The organism is Roseateles sp. (assembly GCF_036486225.1).
Classification (GTDB): Bacteria; Pseudomonadota; Gammaproteobacteria; order Burkholderiales; family Burkholderiaceae_C; genus Roseateles.
The window spans coordinates 1-15,834 of record NZ_DASVNZ010000304.1 but is presented as its reverse complement, the minus strand read 5'-3'; the positions used below and the strand labels follow the sequence as shown (position 1 = coordinate 15,834).

Sequence of the window (15,834 nt, the reverse complement as noted above, 5' to 3'; positions counted from 1 at the left end):
CGGGACGCGTCGCCCCCGAGGCGGCGCTTCGCCATAGAATGCGAATAATTGTTATTTGCAAACTTGGCGACGTCCGATGCTGTCTCCCGAATCCCGCCGTCTCTGGGCCTGGCCGATCGCGCTGGGTCTGCTGAGCGCCTCCGGCCTGTTGACGGCACTCGTCTCCGACGCGTGGGGCGACGTCTGGTCATGGGTCGGCCTGGGCGTGCCGGTGGCGGTCATCGCCTGGCATGCCTGGCGTCCGCAGCGCGCCGGAAACAAGGCCTGAGGGCCTGAGGACACGACGATGCTGAGCTCGCGCGCCATCCGCGTCTGGACCTGGCTCCACAAGTGGACCAGCCTGGTCTGCACGCTGTTCATGCTGCTGCTGTGCCTGACCGGCCTGCCGCTGATCTTCCACCACGAGATCGGTCACCTGCTCGGCGACGAGATCGAGGCGCCCGAGCTGCCCGCCGCGATGGACAAGCAGCGCGTCTCGCTGGACGTGATGGCCAAGGCGGCCCTTGCGGTCCATCCGACGATGGTGATCCAGTTCGCCGGTGAGAACGAGGACGACCCCCGCCTGTGGTGGTTCACGCTGGCGCCGACGCCGGAGCCGACCGACCAGTTCAAGTCGGTCGCCGTCGACGCGCGCACCGGCCTGGCGGTGCGCGAGTACCGCATCGGCGAAGGCTTCATGGACCTGATGTTCCGGCTGCACGTGGACCTGTTCGCGGGCCTGCCGGGCAAGCTCTTCCTCGGCCTGATGGGGCTGCTGCTGCTGATCGCGCTGGTCAGCGGCGTGGTGCTGTATGCGCCGTTCATGCGCAAGCTGGACTTCGGCGCGGTGCGCAAGGACCGCTCGACCCGCGTGAAGTGGCTGGACCTGCACAACCTGATCGGCATCGTGACGCTGGTGTGGTGCTTCGTCGTCGGCGCGACCGGGATGATCAACACCTGGGCCGAGCTGCTGGTGCAGTACTGGCAGTACGACAAGGTGACCGCGCTGCTGGCGCCGTACAAGGACCAGCCGCTGCTGACCGTCGCCGAGCGCGCGCCGCTGCAGGCCTCGATGGACACGGCGATGAAGGCCGGCGACAAGCGCAAGGTCTCGTTCATCGCCTTCCCCGGGACCTCGTTCTCCAGCCCGCACCACAACACCTTCTTCCTGAAGGGCACGACGCCGCTGACCTCCAAGCTGCTGCAGCCGCTGCTGATCGACGCGAAGACCTCGCAGCTGACGGCCGCGCCCGAACTGCCCTGGTACCTGACGGCGCTGCTGGTGTCGCAGCCGCTGCACTTCGGCGACTACGGCGGCATGCCGATGAAGATCCTGTGGGCGCTGCTGGACGTGGCGACCATCGTCGTGCTCGGCAGCGGCCTGTACCTGTGGCTGCGCAAGCCCAACGGTGCGCGCAAGGGCGCCAAGGCCGCGAAGGGCGCGGCGGCAGCCGATGCCGGCGACGACCTGGACGACGCCAAGAATCCCGAAACCGCGGCCGCCTGATCGCCAGTCCGCACGATCACACTCACCGCACATGCCTGACTCGCACAAGCCCGATTCCCCCAAGCACCAGATCGAGAGCCTGCAATCCAGCGGCCTGAAGGCCACCCTGCCGCGCATCAAGGTGCTGCAGATCTTCGAGCAATCGGACCAGCGCCACCTCAGCGCCGAGGACGTCTACCGCCAGCTGCTGCTGGAGGGCGCGGACATCGGCCTGGCGACGGTGTACCGGGTGCTGATGCAGTTCGTCGAGGCGGGGCTGCTGGCGCGCCAGCACTTCGAATCCGGCAAGGCCGTGTTCGAGCTCAACTCCGCGCAGCACCATGACCACATGGTGTGCCTGGCCTGCGGCCGGGTGGAGGAGTTCTACGACGCCGGCATCGAGCAGCGCCAGCGCGAGATCGCCGAGGAGCGGGGCTACGAGCTGGTCGAGCACGCGCTCGCGCTGTACGGGCTGTGCTCGAACCCGGAGTGCCGGGCGAAGCGCAATCGCTGAGTCCGAAGACGCCGGTCAGGAGACCGTGTCGGGACGCGCACAATCCGGCACACCCCTGTTGACTACTGTATGGGCATACAGTAAATTTCCCTCCATCGCAGCCAACCCGGCTGCAGCAGGAGATGGTCATGCAGATGCTCAAGCAAACGGTCTGGTCTTCGTTGAACAACGCGGATGCCTGGGTGGTCTGCATCGGCGTCATGTCCTGTCTCGGACTGGCGACGGGTCTGCTGGGTTGAGAGCTTAGCTCAGCCTGGCGAGCCCTTCGCCTCCAGTGTTCCGTTCGCGGAGCCACGGTCCCCTCTCGAGGGGACCTTTGTTTTCAGTGCCTTTTCAGTTCTCAAAGCTTGTGTCCGCTCGACTTGAGCAACGCCTGACCCCGGTCCTGGACGTTGCTCAAGCAGCGGACTTTTTTTGTCCGTTCGTTCCGTCCTGCGCGTTCTTCACGAAGTCGACGAAGGCGCGCAGCGGCGCCGGGAGGTAGCGCCGGCCCGGGTAGTACAGGAACGGGCCGCTGAAGGACACCCACCAGTCCTCCAGCACCGGCACGAGCGCGCCGCTGTCGAGATGCGGTCTCACCCAGTCCTCGAAGGTCTGGATCACGCCACAGCCTTGGACCGCGGCGTCGATCGCCAGGTCCAGGCCGCCGCCCAGACGCACGATCATCGGACCGTCGGGATCGACGGTGACGGCTTCGCCGTCGCGTTGGAACTCGTAGGCCGGCATCGTGCCGCTGGGGAAACGACCGCGCAGGCAGCGATGCGCGAGCAGGTCACGCGGATGCGTGGGCTGGCCGTGCCCGGCGAGGTAGTCCGGCGACGCCGCCGTGGCCAGCCGCTGCGTCCGCGGACCGATGGGCACGGCGATCATGTCCTGCTCCAGCCGCTCCTCGTAGCGGATGCCGGCGTCGCAGCCGGCCGCGAGCACATCGACGAAGCTCTCCTCGACGGTGATGTCGAGCTTGATCTCCGGATAGGCCTTCAGAAAGGCGGGGACGATCTGCGGCAGCACGAGCCGTGCGGCGCTCGCCGGCACGTTGAGACGCAGCGTGCCGGCCGGCCGTTCGCGGAAACCGTTGACGACGTCGAGCGCGGCTTCCACCTCGCCCAGCGCCGGGCCGAGCCGTTCCAGCAACCGGGCGCCGGCCTCCGTCGGCGCGACGCTGCGGGTGCTCCGATGCAGCAGCCGGACGCCGAGCTTCGCTTCCAGACGCCGCACCGCCTCGCTCAGCCCTGAAGGGCTCAGCCCGGACTGCCGCGAGGCCTCCCGGAAACCGCCTGATCGCGCCACGGCAAGGAAGGCCGACAGATCGCTCAGTTCCATCTCACTGTCCTTGATTCCGCACAGCCCGTGCGGATTCCATCCCCTTATCGTACGACCGCCCGCTGCCTACAGTCCTTCCACGACGTCGCCGACCTCTCCAAACTCCCCGCCATCACATCGAAGGACTCCCCATGAGCAGCACTTCCTCCCGCCCCCTGGCGCAAGCCGGCACGTTCAAGCTCGGCACCCGCACGGTGACGCGCATCGGCTACGGCGCGATGCAACTGGCCGGACCCGGCGTCTTCGGACCGCCGAAGGACCGCGCGGCCGCCGTCGCGGTGTTGCGCGAAGCCATCGCGCTGGGCGTGGACCACATCGACACCAGCGACTTCTACGGGCCGCACGTCACCAACCAGATCATCCGGGAAGCACTCCATCCCTACCGCGACGGCCTGACCATCGTCACCAAGGTCGGCGCCCGCCGCGGCGACGACGCCTCCTGGCTGCCCGCGCAGTCGGCCGAGGCGCTGACGCAGCAGGTCCACGACAACCTCCGCAACCTGGGCCTGGACGTCCTCGACGTGGTGAACCTGCGCAGCATGATCGACGTCCACGGCCCGGCGGAAGGCTCGCTGGAACCTCAACTGACTGCGCTGGCCAAGCTGCAGGGGTCAGGTCTGATCCGCCACGTCGGGTTGAGCAACGTGACGGCGCGTCAGGTGGCCGATGCGCGCAAGATCGTCGAGATCGTCTGCGTGCAGAACCAGTACAACCTCGCGCATCGCAACGACGATGCGCTGCTGGACGAACTGGCCGGCCAAGGCATCGCCTTCGTCCCGTTCTTCCCGCTCGGCGGCTTCTCGCCGCTGCAGTCGGACACGCTCTCGGCGGTCGCCGCCGAACTGGGCGCGACGTCGATGCAGGTGGCGCTGGCCTGGCTGCTGCAGCGGTCGCCCAACATGGTGCTCATCCCGGGCACCTCGTCGGTCGACCACCTGCGGCAGAACCTTCAAGCCGCGTCGCTGACACTGCCCGTTGAGGCCGTGCGCCGGCTCGATGCAATGACGCCTGTCAGCGGCCATTGAGACTGCCATCGCCAAGCGCGGGCACTCCGCACCGCATGGGGCATCGCGTCCGCGAACCCCAAGCGGTACTCCGGCCCCACCGGGACCGCGGCGCTCGCGTCTGCTCAGAGCGGCGTCAGCACCGGCTCACCGGCTTCCCAGCGGCGGGCGTTCTCCAGGAACAGATCGACCGTGGCCTGCACCGACTCCGGCGACCAGCCGGCGATGTGCGGCGTGAGGATCACGTTCGGGAAACCGAGCAGCGCCTCCGGCGGCTTGGGCTCAGACTCGTAGACGTCGAGCGCCGCGCCGCCGAGCTCCCCAGCCGCCAGTGCCGCGGCCAGTGCGGCGGTGTCGACCAGGCTGCCGCGGGCGATGTTGACGACGTGGCCCTGCGGGCCGAGCGCCTTCAGCACCTCGGCATTGACGATGTGCTTGGTCGTGGGGCCGCCAGGCGCCGCCACGATGAGGAAGTCCGCCCACTGCGCCAGGTCGAGCGCCGAGCCGAAGTACTGGCAGCCCTGCGAGTCGTTGCGCTCGCGGCGGTTGTGATAACCGACTTCCATGTCGAAGGCCAGCGCGCGCCTGGCGATGCGCAGCCCGATCGTGCCCATGCCGAGGATGCCGAGCTTGCGCCCGTTGACGCTGGGGCGCAGCGGCAGCACGTCGCGCCAGAGGCCAGCGCGCAGCGCCTGCTCCTGCTGCGGCAGCGCGCGCACGGAGGCAAGCAGCAGCGCCATCGCGTGATCGGCGACGCAGGAATCGTTGGTGCCCGCTCCGTTCCACAGCGTGAGGCCGCGCGCCTTGGCGGCGGCGAGGTCGATGGCCTCGTAGCCGGCGCCCTGTGCGGCGGCGGCGCGGAGCCTGGGCATCGCCGCGATCTCGTCGGCGCGCAGGCCGACGGCGCCGATGGTGAGGACGATCTCGATGTCGGCGCCGTGTTCGGCGACAGCCTTCGCGCGGGTCTCCGGCGTCGGCGCGTAGATCACGTCGTAACGCGCGCGGAACTGCGAGAGATGCTCTTCCGCCGTCGGCATCAGGACGAGGAGTCGGCGGGGAGCACCGGACGAGGGACTGGCGGACGAAGGGTTGGCGGACACGGCGACCTCATGGAGTCAGGGAGTTCGCCGTCGATGATAGGAGCGCGCCTCGACGCAGGCCCCAGAGCGCGGACGCGCTTCGCACGACGTCTCACTCCCTCTCCCGCTTGCGGGAGAGGGGCGAGGGTGAGGGCCTGCGGCGATGGCAGTCACTCATCGTCAAGCGGAAAACGCGCCGCCCAGAAATCCTGCAGGCGCGGGTCCGCGTCGATGCGTCGCACGATCGGCGTCATCGTCGGCGCGACCTCGTAGAAGCGCTCGCGCCACGGACCGAAGCGCGACACCACCGCCACATACAGGTCGAGGACGGAAAGCTCGTTACCCAGCAGGTACTGGCCAGGCTGCATCTGCGCGTCCATGACGCCCCAGCAGAACGCGATGCGGTCGTGGACCGCATCGACCACCGCATCGCGCTGATCGGGTCGCGCGCCGATGCGGGTCACATCCGGCTTGATCCAGTGCAGCGAGTAGATCGCCGAGGACACGAACACCATCCAGCGCAGGAACTCCGCGCGCCGCGGATCGTCGACCGCCGGCGCGAGCCGCGCCTGCGGATGCGTGTCGGCCAGGTGGATCAGGATCGCAGCGCTCTCGGTCATCACGCGACCGGCGCCGTCGACCAGCGTCGGGATCTGCCGCATCGGATTGGCCGTGCCGACGCGCACCCGGGCGGCTTCAGCCTCCCAGGTCGCGCCTTCAATGAGGTCGACCTCGATGCCGAGCAGGCTCAACGCCGCCTCCACCGCCGTCGAGCCGGAGGCGGCCGATCCGAAAAGAGTCCAACCCATGCGCGTGTCCCGAAGTGGTCAGCGCATTGAACCACTCAAGGCCGTTCGCCGCGCGCCATCCTCGCGTCGATCTCGACGAGCGCCTTCGGCAGTTGAGCGACCGAATCGATCACCAGATGCGCGCCCGCAGCGATCAGACGCTGCGTGGCGAAGGCGCGCTTCGCCTCGACCTCGGCGTCCGGCAGCGCCTGAAGCTGCGCGAGCGTGAGGCCCGTCTCGTTGCCCGACAGGCTCAGTCCGATGGTCCACATCCCGGCGCGGCGGCCTTCCTCGATGCCGGGCGTCGTGTCGTCGACCTTCACGCAGGCGCGCACGTCGCCGATGCCGAGCGCCAGCACGTTCGCCAGCGCCATGAACGGCCCCGGCCGACCACCAGCAGCCAGTTCGTCGCCCGCGACGACGTGATCCGCCGCGATCCCGTCGGCCAACGCCTGCGGCAGCAGCACATCCAGCACCTGGCGCGGATATCCCGAGCACGAGCCGATCTTCAGCCCGGCCTGACGCAGCGCGGCCAGCATCTCGACGGCGCCCGGGATCGGCTGCGAGTAGCGCCCGACCTTCTCGATCTGCATCGGCATGAAGCGCTCGTAGATCGCGTCGATGTCAGCGGCGGTCGACGGACGGCCGAAGCGCGCCTGCCATTGCGCCTGCAGCGACGAGTCTTCGAGCAAGGTGCGGATGTGATCGCGCTTGGACAGTCCCATCGGGCCGCGCGCCTCGTCCAGCGTGAGCGTGATGCCGAAGGTCGCGAACGCGTCGACGAAGATCTGCGTCGGTGCCAGCGAGCCGTGGTCGACCAGCGTTCCGGCCCAGTCGAAGATGACGGCCTGGAGATGCGGGACTTGAAGTTCAGGAGTGGACGTGTTCATGCGTAGGCCTTGATGAAGTTGCGACCGCGCGGACCCCGCAGCGCCTGTTCGACGCGCACGTCCCAGTCGGCGGGCGGGATGCCGTAATCGGCGGGATCGGTGGAGACGCCGAGCGCGGCAAGGAAGCGCTCCAGGGCGGCGACCGCGCCGTCGGCGTCGGTCGCGTCGAAGATGGCCAGCAGCTGCGCATCCAGCGCCGCGTCGCGGCCCAAGGCCAGCCGCATCACGCGCGGCAGGCTGAACGAGCACGCGATGCCATGCGCGGTGCCGTGCGTCAGCGTGATGTCGTAGGACAGCGAGTGCGCCAGCGCCGTCTTCGTGTTGGAGAAGGCCATGCCCGCCTGCAGCGCGGCGACCGCCAGCGACTCGCGCAGGTCGAGCCGGCGCGGCTCCCGCAGCAGTGCGGGCAAGGTCGCGACGATGGCGCGCGCGGCGCTCGCCGCGAGGCTGGACGACACCGGGTTGCGATGCACGTTCCACAAGGACTCCAGCGCGTGCGACAGCGCGTCCAGGCCACTGGCGAGCGTGGCACTCGCGGGCAGGCTGACCATCAGCGACGGATCGACGATCGCGGCCTCCGGCCAGGTCCACGGCAGATGCAGCGAATGCTTGCGGGAGCGCTCCACGTCCCACAGCGTGGCCCAGGGCGTGACTTCACTGCCGGTGCCGGCGGTCGTCGGGATCGCGATCAGCGCGCGATGCGGACCGCCTGCCGGCAGCGGCGCCGCCTTCGGATCGACCAGGTGATCGAGCAGCTCGTCGAAGCGGCCCGACGGCGTCGCGCTGAGCATCGCCTTCGCCGCGTCGATGCTGCTGCCGCCACCCAGTGCGATCACGCAGCGCGCACCGCCGTGCTCGCGCCACAGGCGCTCGTAAAGCGGCGCAAGCCAGCGGACATCGGGGTTGGGCCGGATGTCGGTCTCCACCGCCACCAGCCGCTCGCCGAGCATCGCCCGCACCCGCCCGACCAGCCCCAGCGACTCCGCCTCCGGGAAGGCGATCAGCAGCGCTTCGCGCTGGCCGACCAGGCCGGGCAGCAGCTCCAGCGCGCCGATGCCGGCCCGCACGTCGACCGGGTTGTGAAACTTCCACACGTTCACGTCGTTGTCCTCGTCGTCTCTTGTTGGGTTTTCGTCGACCTCTCGTCGGTCGTCGTCGCACTCGCCCCCGGACTCAATGCCGGCCCGAGTCCTGGATCGCACGACGCAGCCGGCTCGACACGAAGTCCGCGGCGACCACCATCCCGGTGATGACGATGATGCAGGTGGCCGTCTCGGGGTACTTGAACAGCTTGAGGCTGCCCACCAGCTCGAAGCCCAGCCCACCCGCGCCCACCATGCCGAGCACCGTCGCCGAGCGCAGGTTGACCTCGAAGCGGTACAGCACGACGGCGATCCATGCGGTGACCACCTGCGGCAGCACGCCGAAGACGATCACCTGCAGCGGCCGGGCGCCGGTGGCGCGCAGCGCCTCCAGCGGCCCCTGGTCGATCTCCTCGATCGCCTCGGCGAAGAACTTGCCGAGCATCCCCGCGCCGTGCACCGCCAGCGCGAGCACGCCAGGGAACGGCCCCAGTCCCACCGCCGACACGAACACCAGCGCGAGGATCAGCTCGTTGATGCTGCGCGTCACGTTCAGGCCCTGGCGCGTCAGCAGGTACAGCCAGCGCGGGCCCTGCAGGTTGCGCGCCGCGAGGAAGGACACCGGCACCGCGGCGACCGCGCCCAGCAGCGTGCCCCACACGGCGATCTGGATCGTCTCCAGCGCCGGCGCCCACAGCCGGTCGAGGATGCGCCAGTCCGGCGGCCAGGTCCGGCTCAGGAAGTCGGCGATCTGCGGCAAGCCGTTCGCGAGTTCAGTCGGACTCAGCTGCGCGCCGGTCGCGCTCCATTGCAGCGCCCACAGGCCCAGCACCATCGCAGCCAGCAGCTTCGTCCAGCCGGCCGGGGTCGTGGGAAGGCCGACCAGCCAGCGATGGCGATCACCGGCGGCGCGGTCGACGGCATTCATCGTCGTCATGCGGTTTTCCTTTCCTCTTCGGCCGCCACCGGCTCGATGAGCTGGAGGCCGGCGTGACCGGCGTAGAGCTCATGCAGTTCGGCCTCGGACAGCTCGCCCGGCAGCCGGTCGAACAACACCCGACCCTGCGACAGACCGACGATGCGATCGCCGAATTCCTTCGCGTAGTCGACCTGGTGCAGGTTGCAGACCACGGTGATGCCGAGCTCGCGACAGGCCTGCTTCAGATAGCCCAGCGCCTGCCGCGCGGTGTGCGGATCCAGGCTCGCCACCGGCTCGTCGGCCAGGATGACCTGCGGGCGCTGCGCCAGCGCGCGGGCGATGCCCACGCGCTGCATCTGGCCGCCGGACAGTGAATCGGTGCGTTCATCCGCCTTGTGGGCGAGGCCGACTCGATCGAGGCATTCCAGCGCCAGCGCAAGGTCCGCGGCGCGGAACAGCTGCAGCACCGAACTCCAGGTCGACACCGCGCCGAGGCGCCCCGTCAGCACGTTCTTCACCACGCTCAGGCGCGGCACGACGTGGTGATGCTGGAACACCATCGCGACGCGGCGTCGCAACTCACGCACGTCGGCGGCACGCGCGGCGGACATGGCATCCAGTCCAGCGATCGTCATCGCGCCGCCATCGGGCTGCGCCAACCGGTTCATGCAGCGCAGCAGCGTGGACTTGCCCGCCCCCGACGGCCCCAGCACGACCAGGAACTCGCCCGCCTTCGCGTCCAGGTCCACGCCGCGCAGCACGGCGTTGTCGCCGAAGCGCTTGGTGACGCCGCGCAGCGTGATCACTTCATGCTCCGCAGGTCGAGCTTGAGCACCTTGGCCGTGTCGCGGACGACGTCGTAGGCGGCGTCGCTGGTCGGCTGGAAGCCGTTGAGCACGCCCTGGTCGCCCCACTTCACGTCCTTGAGGTTGGCCAGCGCCTTGGCGATCTTCTCCTTCAGCGCCGGATCGAGGTCCTTGCGCCAGACCATCGGCGATTCGGGGATGGGCTTGGACGACCACAGCACGACGAAGTCGTCCTGCTTCACCGTGCCCTTGGCAACGGCGCTGGCGAAGATGCGGTCCGCGACGGCGGCCGCGTCCACCTTCTTGTTGGCGACGGCCAGGATGCTGGCGTCATGCGAGCCGGAGAACAGCACGCGGCCGAACAGCACGTCCGGGTCGTAGCCGGCGGCCTGGAGGCCAGCCTTCGGGAACAGGTGGCCGGAGGCGGAGCTCGGGTCGACGAACGCGAAGTTCTTCCCCTTGAGCTCGGCGACCGTGTGCACGCCGCTGTCCTTGCGGGCGAGGATCACGCTCCTGTAGGCGCTCTGGCCGGTCTTCTTGGTGACGGCGACGGAGAAGGCCTCGACGTTCGCGACCGAGCTGGCCAGCACGTACGAGAACGGACCGAGGTAGGCCACGTCCAGCTTCTTCGAGCGCAGCGCCTCGATCACGCCGTTGTAGTCGGTGGCCACGAAGGGCTTCACCGTCATGCCGAGCTGCTGCTGCAGCGCGTCCAGCACCTGACGGCTGGATTCGATCATCGCCTGCGAGTCCTCGGCCGGGATCAGGCCGATCGTCAGCGTCTGCTGCTGGGCGGAGGACAGCGCCGGCAGCCCCGCCGCCGTGGCGACGGCAGCGGCCACGAGGGCGCGGCGGAGAACGGAGGAGCGGGCGTGGGGCACGTGGCGCATGGCGGCATCCAGGGGGAGTGGTGAGCGGATGCCGCCACTCTATGAATCCAACATGACAGGACATCCATCGATGCCATGTTGAATTCATGAGCAAACCATTCATTCGATCTATGGAGCCGGCGCCCGCCGGCACGCGGCCGGCGGCGCGGTCAACGCCGGCCGCAGGCGGGGTGCCGGGTCCCCGCGGTGTCGTTGGGCAGGCCCAGGAAGTCGAGCACGTGCGGCGTCAGCGCGCCGGTCTGGAGCAGCGGCGTGCCGGTCAGATCGCCTTGGCAATAGGCCGGCTTGGACGGGTTGCGATAGCGGTTCGTGAGGACCAGCGCGGCGTCGCGCTCGCCCGCGCTCTGTCCGCCATGACCGCTGCCGGTGCCGCCGTGGTCGGAGACGGCGACGATCAGCCACTCTTCCTCGGTGTAGGTCGGCCGCGCCGCGAGCGCGTCCAGCACCTGCTGGATCTGCGCATCCTCGCCCGCGATCCTGGACTGGTAGTTGGCGTTGAGCGGCTCGTAGCTGGCCGCGTGGATGTCGACGTTGTGCAAGTAGTAGAAGATCGCGGCGGGCGGATTCGTCCAGGACAACCAGCCCTTCACCGCGTCGGTGGCCTGCTGGGAATTCTTGGCCGCGTTCGCCACGACGTAGTCGGCGCCGGCCGGCTTCAGGTTGCCGGTGATGTTGGCCCAGTCGCCGACGACGGCCACGGTGGCCGTCGGATAGGCCGACTTGATGCGGTCGAACAGGTGCGGCTTGCGCAGCGGCAGGGCGATGTCGTTGCTGGTGACGCCATGCTGATCGGCCCAGAACCCGGTGAACAGCGTGCCCCAGCCGGGGCCGCTGAGCGTGGCCTGCGAGCCGCCCGCGAGCACGTTGCCGTGGAACGCCCCGCTGCCGGCAAGTGCGCTGAGGGCAGGCGTCACTGCGCACCCGGTGCAGAACAAGGCGTCGCCGCGCAGGCCGTCGATGCCGATCACCAGCACATGCTTGCGGCCGTTGGGCCCGACGATGGGGTTGGGCACGCCGGGGCCCGGGATCAGCGAGTAATGGTCGTACGGATTGCCGGCGTAGTCCGTCTTCAGGCCGCCGACGTCGGCGGCGCGCTTGTCGCTGAGGTCGCACTGCTGGGCGTTCTTGTAGAAGTCGAAGCTGACGCACCAGGTCTTGCGCGCGTCGGCCAGGCAGGCCGTCGCGCAGGCCGCCGGCGTCACGCCGGCAAGGTGCTCGCGGTTGTAGCCGGAGATCGCGGCGTTGATCGTGCGGGTGAACGAGGACAACGGCGACGGCGCGGTCTGGGCGCTGGCGGCGGGCGGCACGGCCAGCGCGGCGGCACCGGCAGCGACGGCAGCAGCGGCGGCGATCAGTCGCCGCGATCTCACGAAGACGGCGCGCGTCAGGACGGAACGGAACGGGGTCATGGCTTCTCCTGGCTCGAACGAGCGGGTGAGCGGGTTGAGGACAACAAGCTCCCCAGGGTAGAAATGTCACGTGTCCGTCACTCGATCGAATCAATATCGCAAACCGCACGAAATCATCGAGAGTCTCTATACATGTCCGCCGCCAAGCTCCGCGCGTTCCTGGCCGTCGCCCGCCATGGCAGCTTCAGCGCCGCGGCGCGGGCGCTCGGGCTGTCGCAGCCGACGCTGACGACGCAGGTGCAAGGGCTGGAGCAGCAGCACAAGGTGGAGCTTTTTCATCGGCGCGGCCATCGCATCGAGCTGACCAGCGTCGGCCACCAGTTGCTGCCGATCGCGCGACAGCTCGCCGCGCTCGAGGTCGAGGCCTACAACCTGCTGCATGACTGCGGCGAGCTCACGCGCGGCCAGTTGAAGCTCGGCGCGGTCGGCCCGTTCCACGTCATCGAGATGGTGGACGCGTACCGGCAGCGTTATCCGAAGGTGGACGTGTCGATCCGGCTGGGCAACTCGGCGCAGGTGTTCGGGGATCTGGAGAACTACGTGATCGACGTCGGCGTGCTGGCGCGATTCCATGACGCGCCGGGCTTCGAGACCATGGCTTACGCGCGGCACGCGATCATCCTCTTCGTGCACCTCGACCACCCCTTCGCCAGGCATGAGAGCGTGCCGCTGCAGGCCTTGGAGAACCAGCCCCTTCTGCAGCGCGAGGACGGATCGAGCACGCGCCGCGCGCTCGAATCGGCGCTGCGGCAGGCCGGCATCGCGCCGCGGGTCGCGATGGAGATCGGCAGCCGCGAGGCGCTGCGGGAGGCGGCCGCGCGCGGCATCGGCATCGGCGTCGTCTCCGAGGCGGAGTTCATCCCCGACGCCCGTTTCCGACCGGTGCGCATCGCCGGCGACCCGGCCTACACCGAGACGCACATCTACTGCCTCAAGGAACGTCGGGACAGCCTGCTGCTGAACTCGTTCTTCGAGGTGGCGCAGACGCTGCGGGCCTGACAGACTCGGGCCAGAAACCGGACAGGTTTCTGAAGGCCCTTGCAGGCATCCTGCGCAGCTTCGCGCGGGGGGCCCTGGAGGCCGTCTGTCCTCTGGAATCCATGCAGAACGAGAAAGCCAAGCTCATGGACCGCCGCCAATTCTTCCCCCGTCCCGTCGTCGAGGCGGGCACCAACCGCTGGGACTGGGCGCTGCTGCCGCTGGTGCTGGCGCTGCTCGTCCTGCTGGCTTACGGCGCGGCGCAGATGGCGCGGCCGTTCGCGCTGGGCGATCCGCTGCCGCTGTCGCTGGACCCGTCCCACCTGCCCTACTACCTGCTGCGCACCAACCTGCGGATGCTGGCGGCGATGCTGCTGGCGCTGCTGTTCAGCGCGGTCTTCGCGGTGCTCGCCGCCAAGGTGCGCGCCGCCGAGAAGGTGCTGGTGCCCATGCTCGACATCCTCCAGTCGATCCCGATCCTGGGCTTCCTGTCGATCACGGTGACCGGCTTCATCGCGCTGTTCCCCGGCAACCTGCTGGGGGTCGAGTGCGCGGCGATCTTCGCCATCTTCACCTCTCAGGCCTGGAACATGGCCTTCAGCCTGTACCAGTCGCTGCGCACCGTGCCGTCGGAACTCGACGAGGCGGCGCGCGTGTTCCAGCTCTCCGGATGGCAGCGTTTCTGGCGGCTGGAGCTGCCCTATGCGATGCCGGGCCTGCTCTGGAACATGATGATGTCGATGTCCGGCGGCTGGTTCTTCGTCGTCGCGTCGGAGGCGATCTCGGTCTCCGACCAGAGCATCAAGCTGCCCGGCGTCGGCTCCTACATCGCGATGGCGATCGAGGCCCGCGACCTCGGCGCCATCGGCTGGGCGATCGTCGCGATGCTCGTGGGCATCCTGCTCTACGACCAGCTCGTGTTCCGGCCGCTGGTCGCGTGGGCGGACAAGTTCCGCTTCGAGGACAGCGGCACCGACACGGCACCCAACTCGTGGATGCTGAACTGGCTGCGGCGCACCTCGTTCACGCGGCGCTCGGCGGCCTGGCTGGTGGACCGGCTGGAGGGCAGCCTGGTGTGGTTCCGCCGGCATCACGACGGCACCTCGATCCGCGCCCGGCCGCGCATCGCCAGCGCCACCTGGACGCGCGCCTGGGATGCCGTGATCGCCGCGGCGGTGATGGTGGCGCTGTACCACCTGGTCCGTTTCGTCCACACCGAGGTCGGCTGGTCCGAGGCGGGGCATGTCTTCGGGCTCGGCTTGCTGACGCTGGTCCGCGTGCTGGTGCTGATCGCGCTGGCCGCGCTGGTGTGGGTGCCGGTCGGCATCTGGATCGGCATGAACCCGCGCTGGTCCGGCCGGCTGCAGGCGGTGGCGCAGTTCCTCGCCGCGTTCCCGGCGAACCTGCTGTTCCCGGTGGCCGTCGTGCTGATCGTGCGCTGGAAGCTCAATCCGGATGTGTGGCTGTCGCCGCTGATGATCTTCGGCACGCAGTGGTATCTGCTGTTCAACGTCATCGCGGGCGCGTCCAACATCCCCGCCGAGCTGCGCCACGCGGCGCGCAACCTGGGCCTGAGCGGCTGGCTCAAATGGCGACGTTATCTGCTGCCGGCGGTGTTCCCCAGCTTCGTCACCGGCGCGATCACCGCCAGCGGCGGGTCCTGGAACGCCAGCATCGTGGCCGAGTACGTCTCCTGGGGCGACACCACGCTCAAGGCCCACGGCCTGGGCAGCTACATCGCGGAGATGACCGCGCGGGGCGACTTCCCGCGGATCGCGCTGGGCATCGGCGTGATGTGCATCTTCGTGATGGGCCTGAACCATTTCGTCTGGCGCCGCCTGTACCGGCTGGCCGAAGACCGCATGCACCTGTGAACTGCGATCTGTGAGGAGCACGGCATGACCGCATCCATCATCGAACTCCACGGCGTCGGCAAGCGCTTCCGCTCGGCCGACGGCCATCCGCGTCCCGTGCTGGCGGACGTCGACTTCAACCTGCGCGAGGGCGAGATCGTCGCGCTGCTGGGCCAGTCGGGCTCGGGCAAGAGCACGCTGCTGCGCATCATGGCCGGGCTGGTGCCGGCCGACGCCGGCCAGCTGCGGTATCGCGGGCAGCCGCTGTCGGGGCCGGCGCGGGGCATCAGCATGGTGTTCCAGTCCTTCGCGCTATTCCCGTGGCTGACGGTGCAGCAGAACGTCGAGATCGGGCTGGAGGCGCGCGGCGTCGCCAAGGCGGAGCGCGAGGCCAAGGCCGAGGCGGCGATCGCGCTGATCGGCCTGAGCGGTTTCGAGGGCGCGCTGCCGCGCGAGCTGTCGGGCGGCATGCGGCAGCGGGTCGGCATCGCGCGGGCGCTGGTGACCGAGCCGGACGTGCTGCTGATGGACGAGGCGTTCTCCGCGCTGGACGTGCTGACGGGTGAGCGACTGCGCGAGGACATCCTGGAGCTGTGGGACGGCGGGCACATGCCGACGCGGGCGATGCTGGTGGTGTCGCACAACATCGAGGAGGCCGTGATGATGGCCGACCGGGTGTTGATCTTCGCGAGCGATCCGGGAAGGATCCGCTGCCAGCTGGCGGTGCAGCTGCCGCGGCCGCGGGATCCGGAGAGCGCCGACGTGCGCGCGCTGATCGACGAGGTCTATGCGCTGATGACGGCGGGCGCGGCGCGGCCGTCGCGCGCGGCGGGT

Annotated in this window: 16 protein-coding genes; 7 read left to right on the top strand and 9 right to left on the bottom strand. The window is 69.1% G+C overall.

Annotation, left to right across the window (positions count from 1 at the left end; all coding sequences use genetic code 11):
• Positions 1–76: 76 nt before the first annotated feature.
• Genes VF536_RS20065 through fur form a run of 3 tightly spaced genes read left to right on the top strand, consistent with a single transcriptional unit; the run spans position 77 to position 1,979 of the window.
• Entirely contained in the window at positions 77–268 is a 192-nt protein-coding gene (locus VF536_RS20065; RefSeq protein WP_331616639.1) for a hypothetical protein, read from the top strand.
• A 21-nt stretch (positions 269–289) separates the two neighbouring features.
• Positions 290–1,486: a PepSY-associated TM helix domain-containing protein gene (locus VF536_RS20060; protein ID WP_331616695.1), complete on the top strand. Its 1,197-nt coding sequence runs from the start codon at positions 290–292 to the stop codon at positions 1,484–1,486.
• Positions 1,487–1,517: 31 nt separating this feature from the next.
• Positions 1,518–1,979, top strand: a complete 462-nt coding sequence (gene fur, locus VF536_RS20055; protein ID WP_331616638.1) for a ferric iron uptake transcriptional regulator — start codon at positions 1,518–1,520, stop codon at positions 1,977–1,979.
• A gap of 396 nt (positions 1,980–2,375) precedes the next feature.
• Here fur and VF536_RS20050 read toward each other — a convergent pair whose 3' ends face one another.
• Positions 2,376–3,302, bottom strand: a complete 927-nt coding sequence (locus VF536_RS20050; protein ID WP_331616637.1) for a LysR family transcriptional regulator — start codon at positions 3,300–3,302, stop codon at positions 2,376–2,378.
• 131 nt (positions 3,303–3,433) lie between these two features.
• Here VF536_RS20050 and VF536_RS20045 point away from each other — a divergent pair, with 131 nt between their 5' ends.
• Positions 3,434–4,327: an aldo/keto reductase family oxidoreductase gene (locus VF536_RS20045; RefSeq protein ID WP_331616636.1), complete on the top strand. Its 894-nt coding sequence runs from the start codon at positions 3,434–3,436 to the stop codon at positions 4,325–4,327.
• Between the two features lie 104 nt (positions 4,328–4,431).
• Here the strand turns inward: VF536_RS20045 and VF536_RS20040 are convergent, their stop codons facing one another.
• The 8 genes from VF536_RS20040 to VF536_RS20005 all read right to left on the bottom strand — a co-directional run bounded on the left by VF536_RS20040 (position 4,432) and on the right by VF536_RS20005 (position 12,169).
• On the bottom strand, positions 4,432–5,343 hold the full coding sequence (locus tag VF536_RS20040; RefSeq protein ID WP_331616635.1) for an NAD(P)-dependent oxidoreductase: 912 nt from the start codon (positions 5,341–5,343) through the stop codon (positions 4,432–4,434).
• 212 nt (positions 5,344–5,555) lie between these two features.
• Complete coding sequence (locus tag VF536_RS20035; protein ID WP_331616634.1) at positions 5,556–6,194, bottom strand: glutathione S-transferase family protein; 639 nt, start codon at positions 6,192–6,194, stop codon at positions 5,556–5,558.
• Positions 6,195–6,229: 35 nt separating this feature from the next.
• The gene (gene phnX / locus VF536_RS20030; protein WP_331616633.1) at positions 6,230–7,063 is read right to left on the bottom strand and encodes a phosphonoacetaldehyde hydrolase; all 834 of its coding nucleotides are present in this window, start codon (positions 7,061–7,063) and stop codon (positions 6,230–6,232) included.
• Entirely contained in the window at positions 7,060–8,157 is a 1,098-nt protein-coding gene (psrA, locus tag VF536_RS20025) for an iron-containing alcohol dehydrogenase PsrA (RefSeq protein WP_331616694.1), read from the bottom strand. The genes phnX and psrA overlap by 4 nt, the downstream gene beginning before the upstream one ends.
• Positions 8,158–8,236: 79 nt before the next feature.
• Positions 8,237–9,073 (bottom strand): phosphonate ABC transporter, permease protein PhnE, encoded by an 837-nt coding sequence (phnE, locus tag VF536_RS20020; RefSeq protein ID WP_414710419.1) that lies wholly within the window; start codon positions 9,071–9,073, stop codon positions 8,237–8,239.
• A 5-nt stretch (positions 9,074–9,078) separates the two neighbouring features.
• On the bottom strand, positions 9,079–9,870 hold the full coding sequence (phnC, locus tag VF536_RS20015) for a phosphonate ABC transporter ATP-binding protein (protein WP_331616631.1): 792 nt from the start codon (positions 9,868–9,870) through the stop codon (positions 9,079–9,081).
• Positions 9,867–10,760 carry a phosphonate ABC transporter substrate-binding protein gene (phnD, locus tag VF536_RS20010; RefSeq protein ID WP_331616630.1) on the bottom strand — a complete coding sequence of 298 codons (894 nt, stop codon included), beginning with the start codon at positions 10,758–10,760 and terminating at the stop codon, positions 9,867–9,869. Before phnD ends, phnC begins: the two co-directional genes overlap by 4 nt.
• Before the next feature lie 149 nt (positions 10,761–10,909).
• A complete protein-coding gene (locus VF536_RS20005; RefSeq protein ID WP_331616629.1) occupies positions 10,910–12,169 on the bottom strand; it encodes an alkaline phosphatase family protein in 1,260 nt (419 codons plus the stop codon).
• A gap of 132 nt (positions 12,170–12,301) precedes the next feature.
• Here VF536_RS20005 and VF536_RS20000 point away from each other — a divergent pair, with 132 nt between their 5' ends.
• From VF536_RS20000 to VF536_RS19990, 3 genes are all read left to right on the top strand, one after another.
• Positions 12,302–13,168, top strand: coding sequence for a LysR substrate-binding domain-containing protein (locus tag VF536_RS20000; protein ID WP_331616628.1), 867 nt, complete (start codon positions 12,302–12,304; stop codon positions 13,166–13,168).
• 125 nt (positions 13,169–13,293) lie between these two features.
• A complete protein-coding gene (locus VF536_RS19995) occupies positions 13,294–15,021 on the top strand; it encodes an ABC transporter permease subunit (protein WP_331616627.1) in 1,728 nt (575 codons plus the stop codon).
• Positions 15,022–15,045: 24 nt separating this feature from the next.
• A partial coding sequence (locus VF536_RS19990; protein ID WP_331616626.1) for an ABC transporter ATP-binding protein occupies positions 15,046–15,834 on the top strand: 789 nt, incomplete at its 3' end.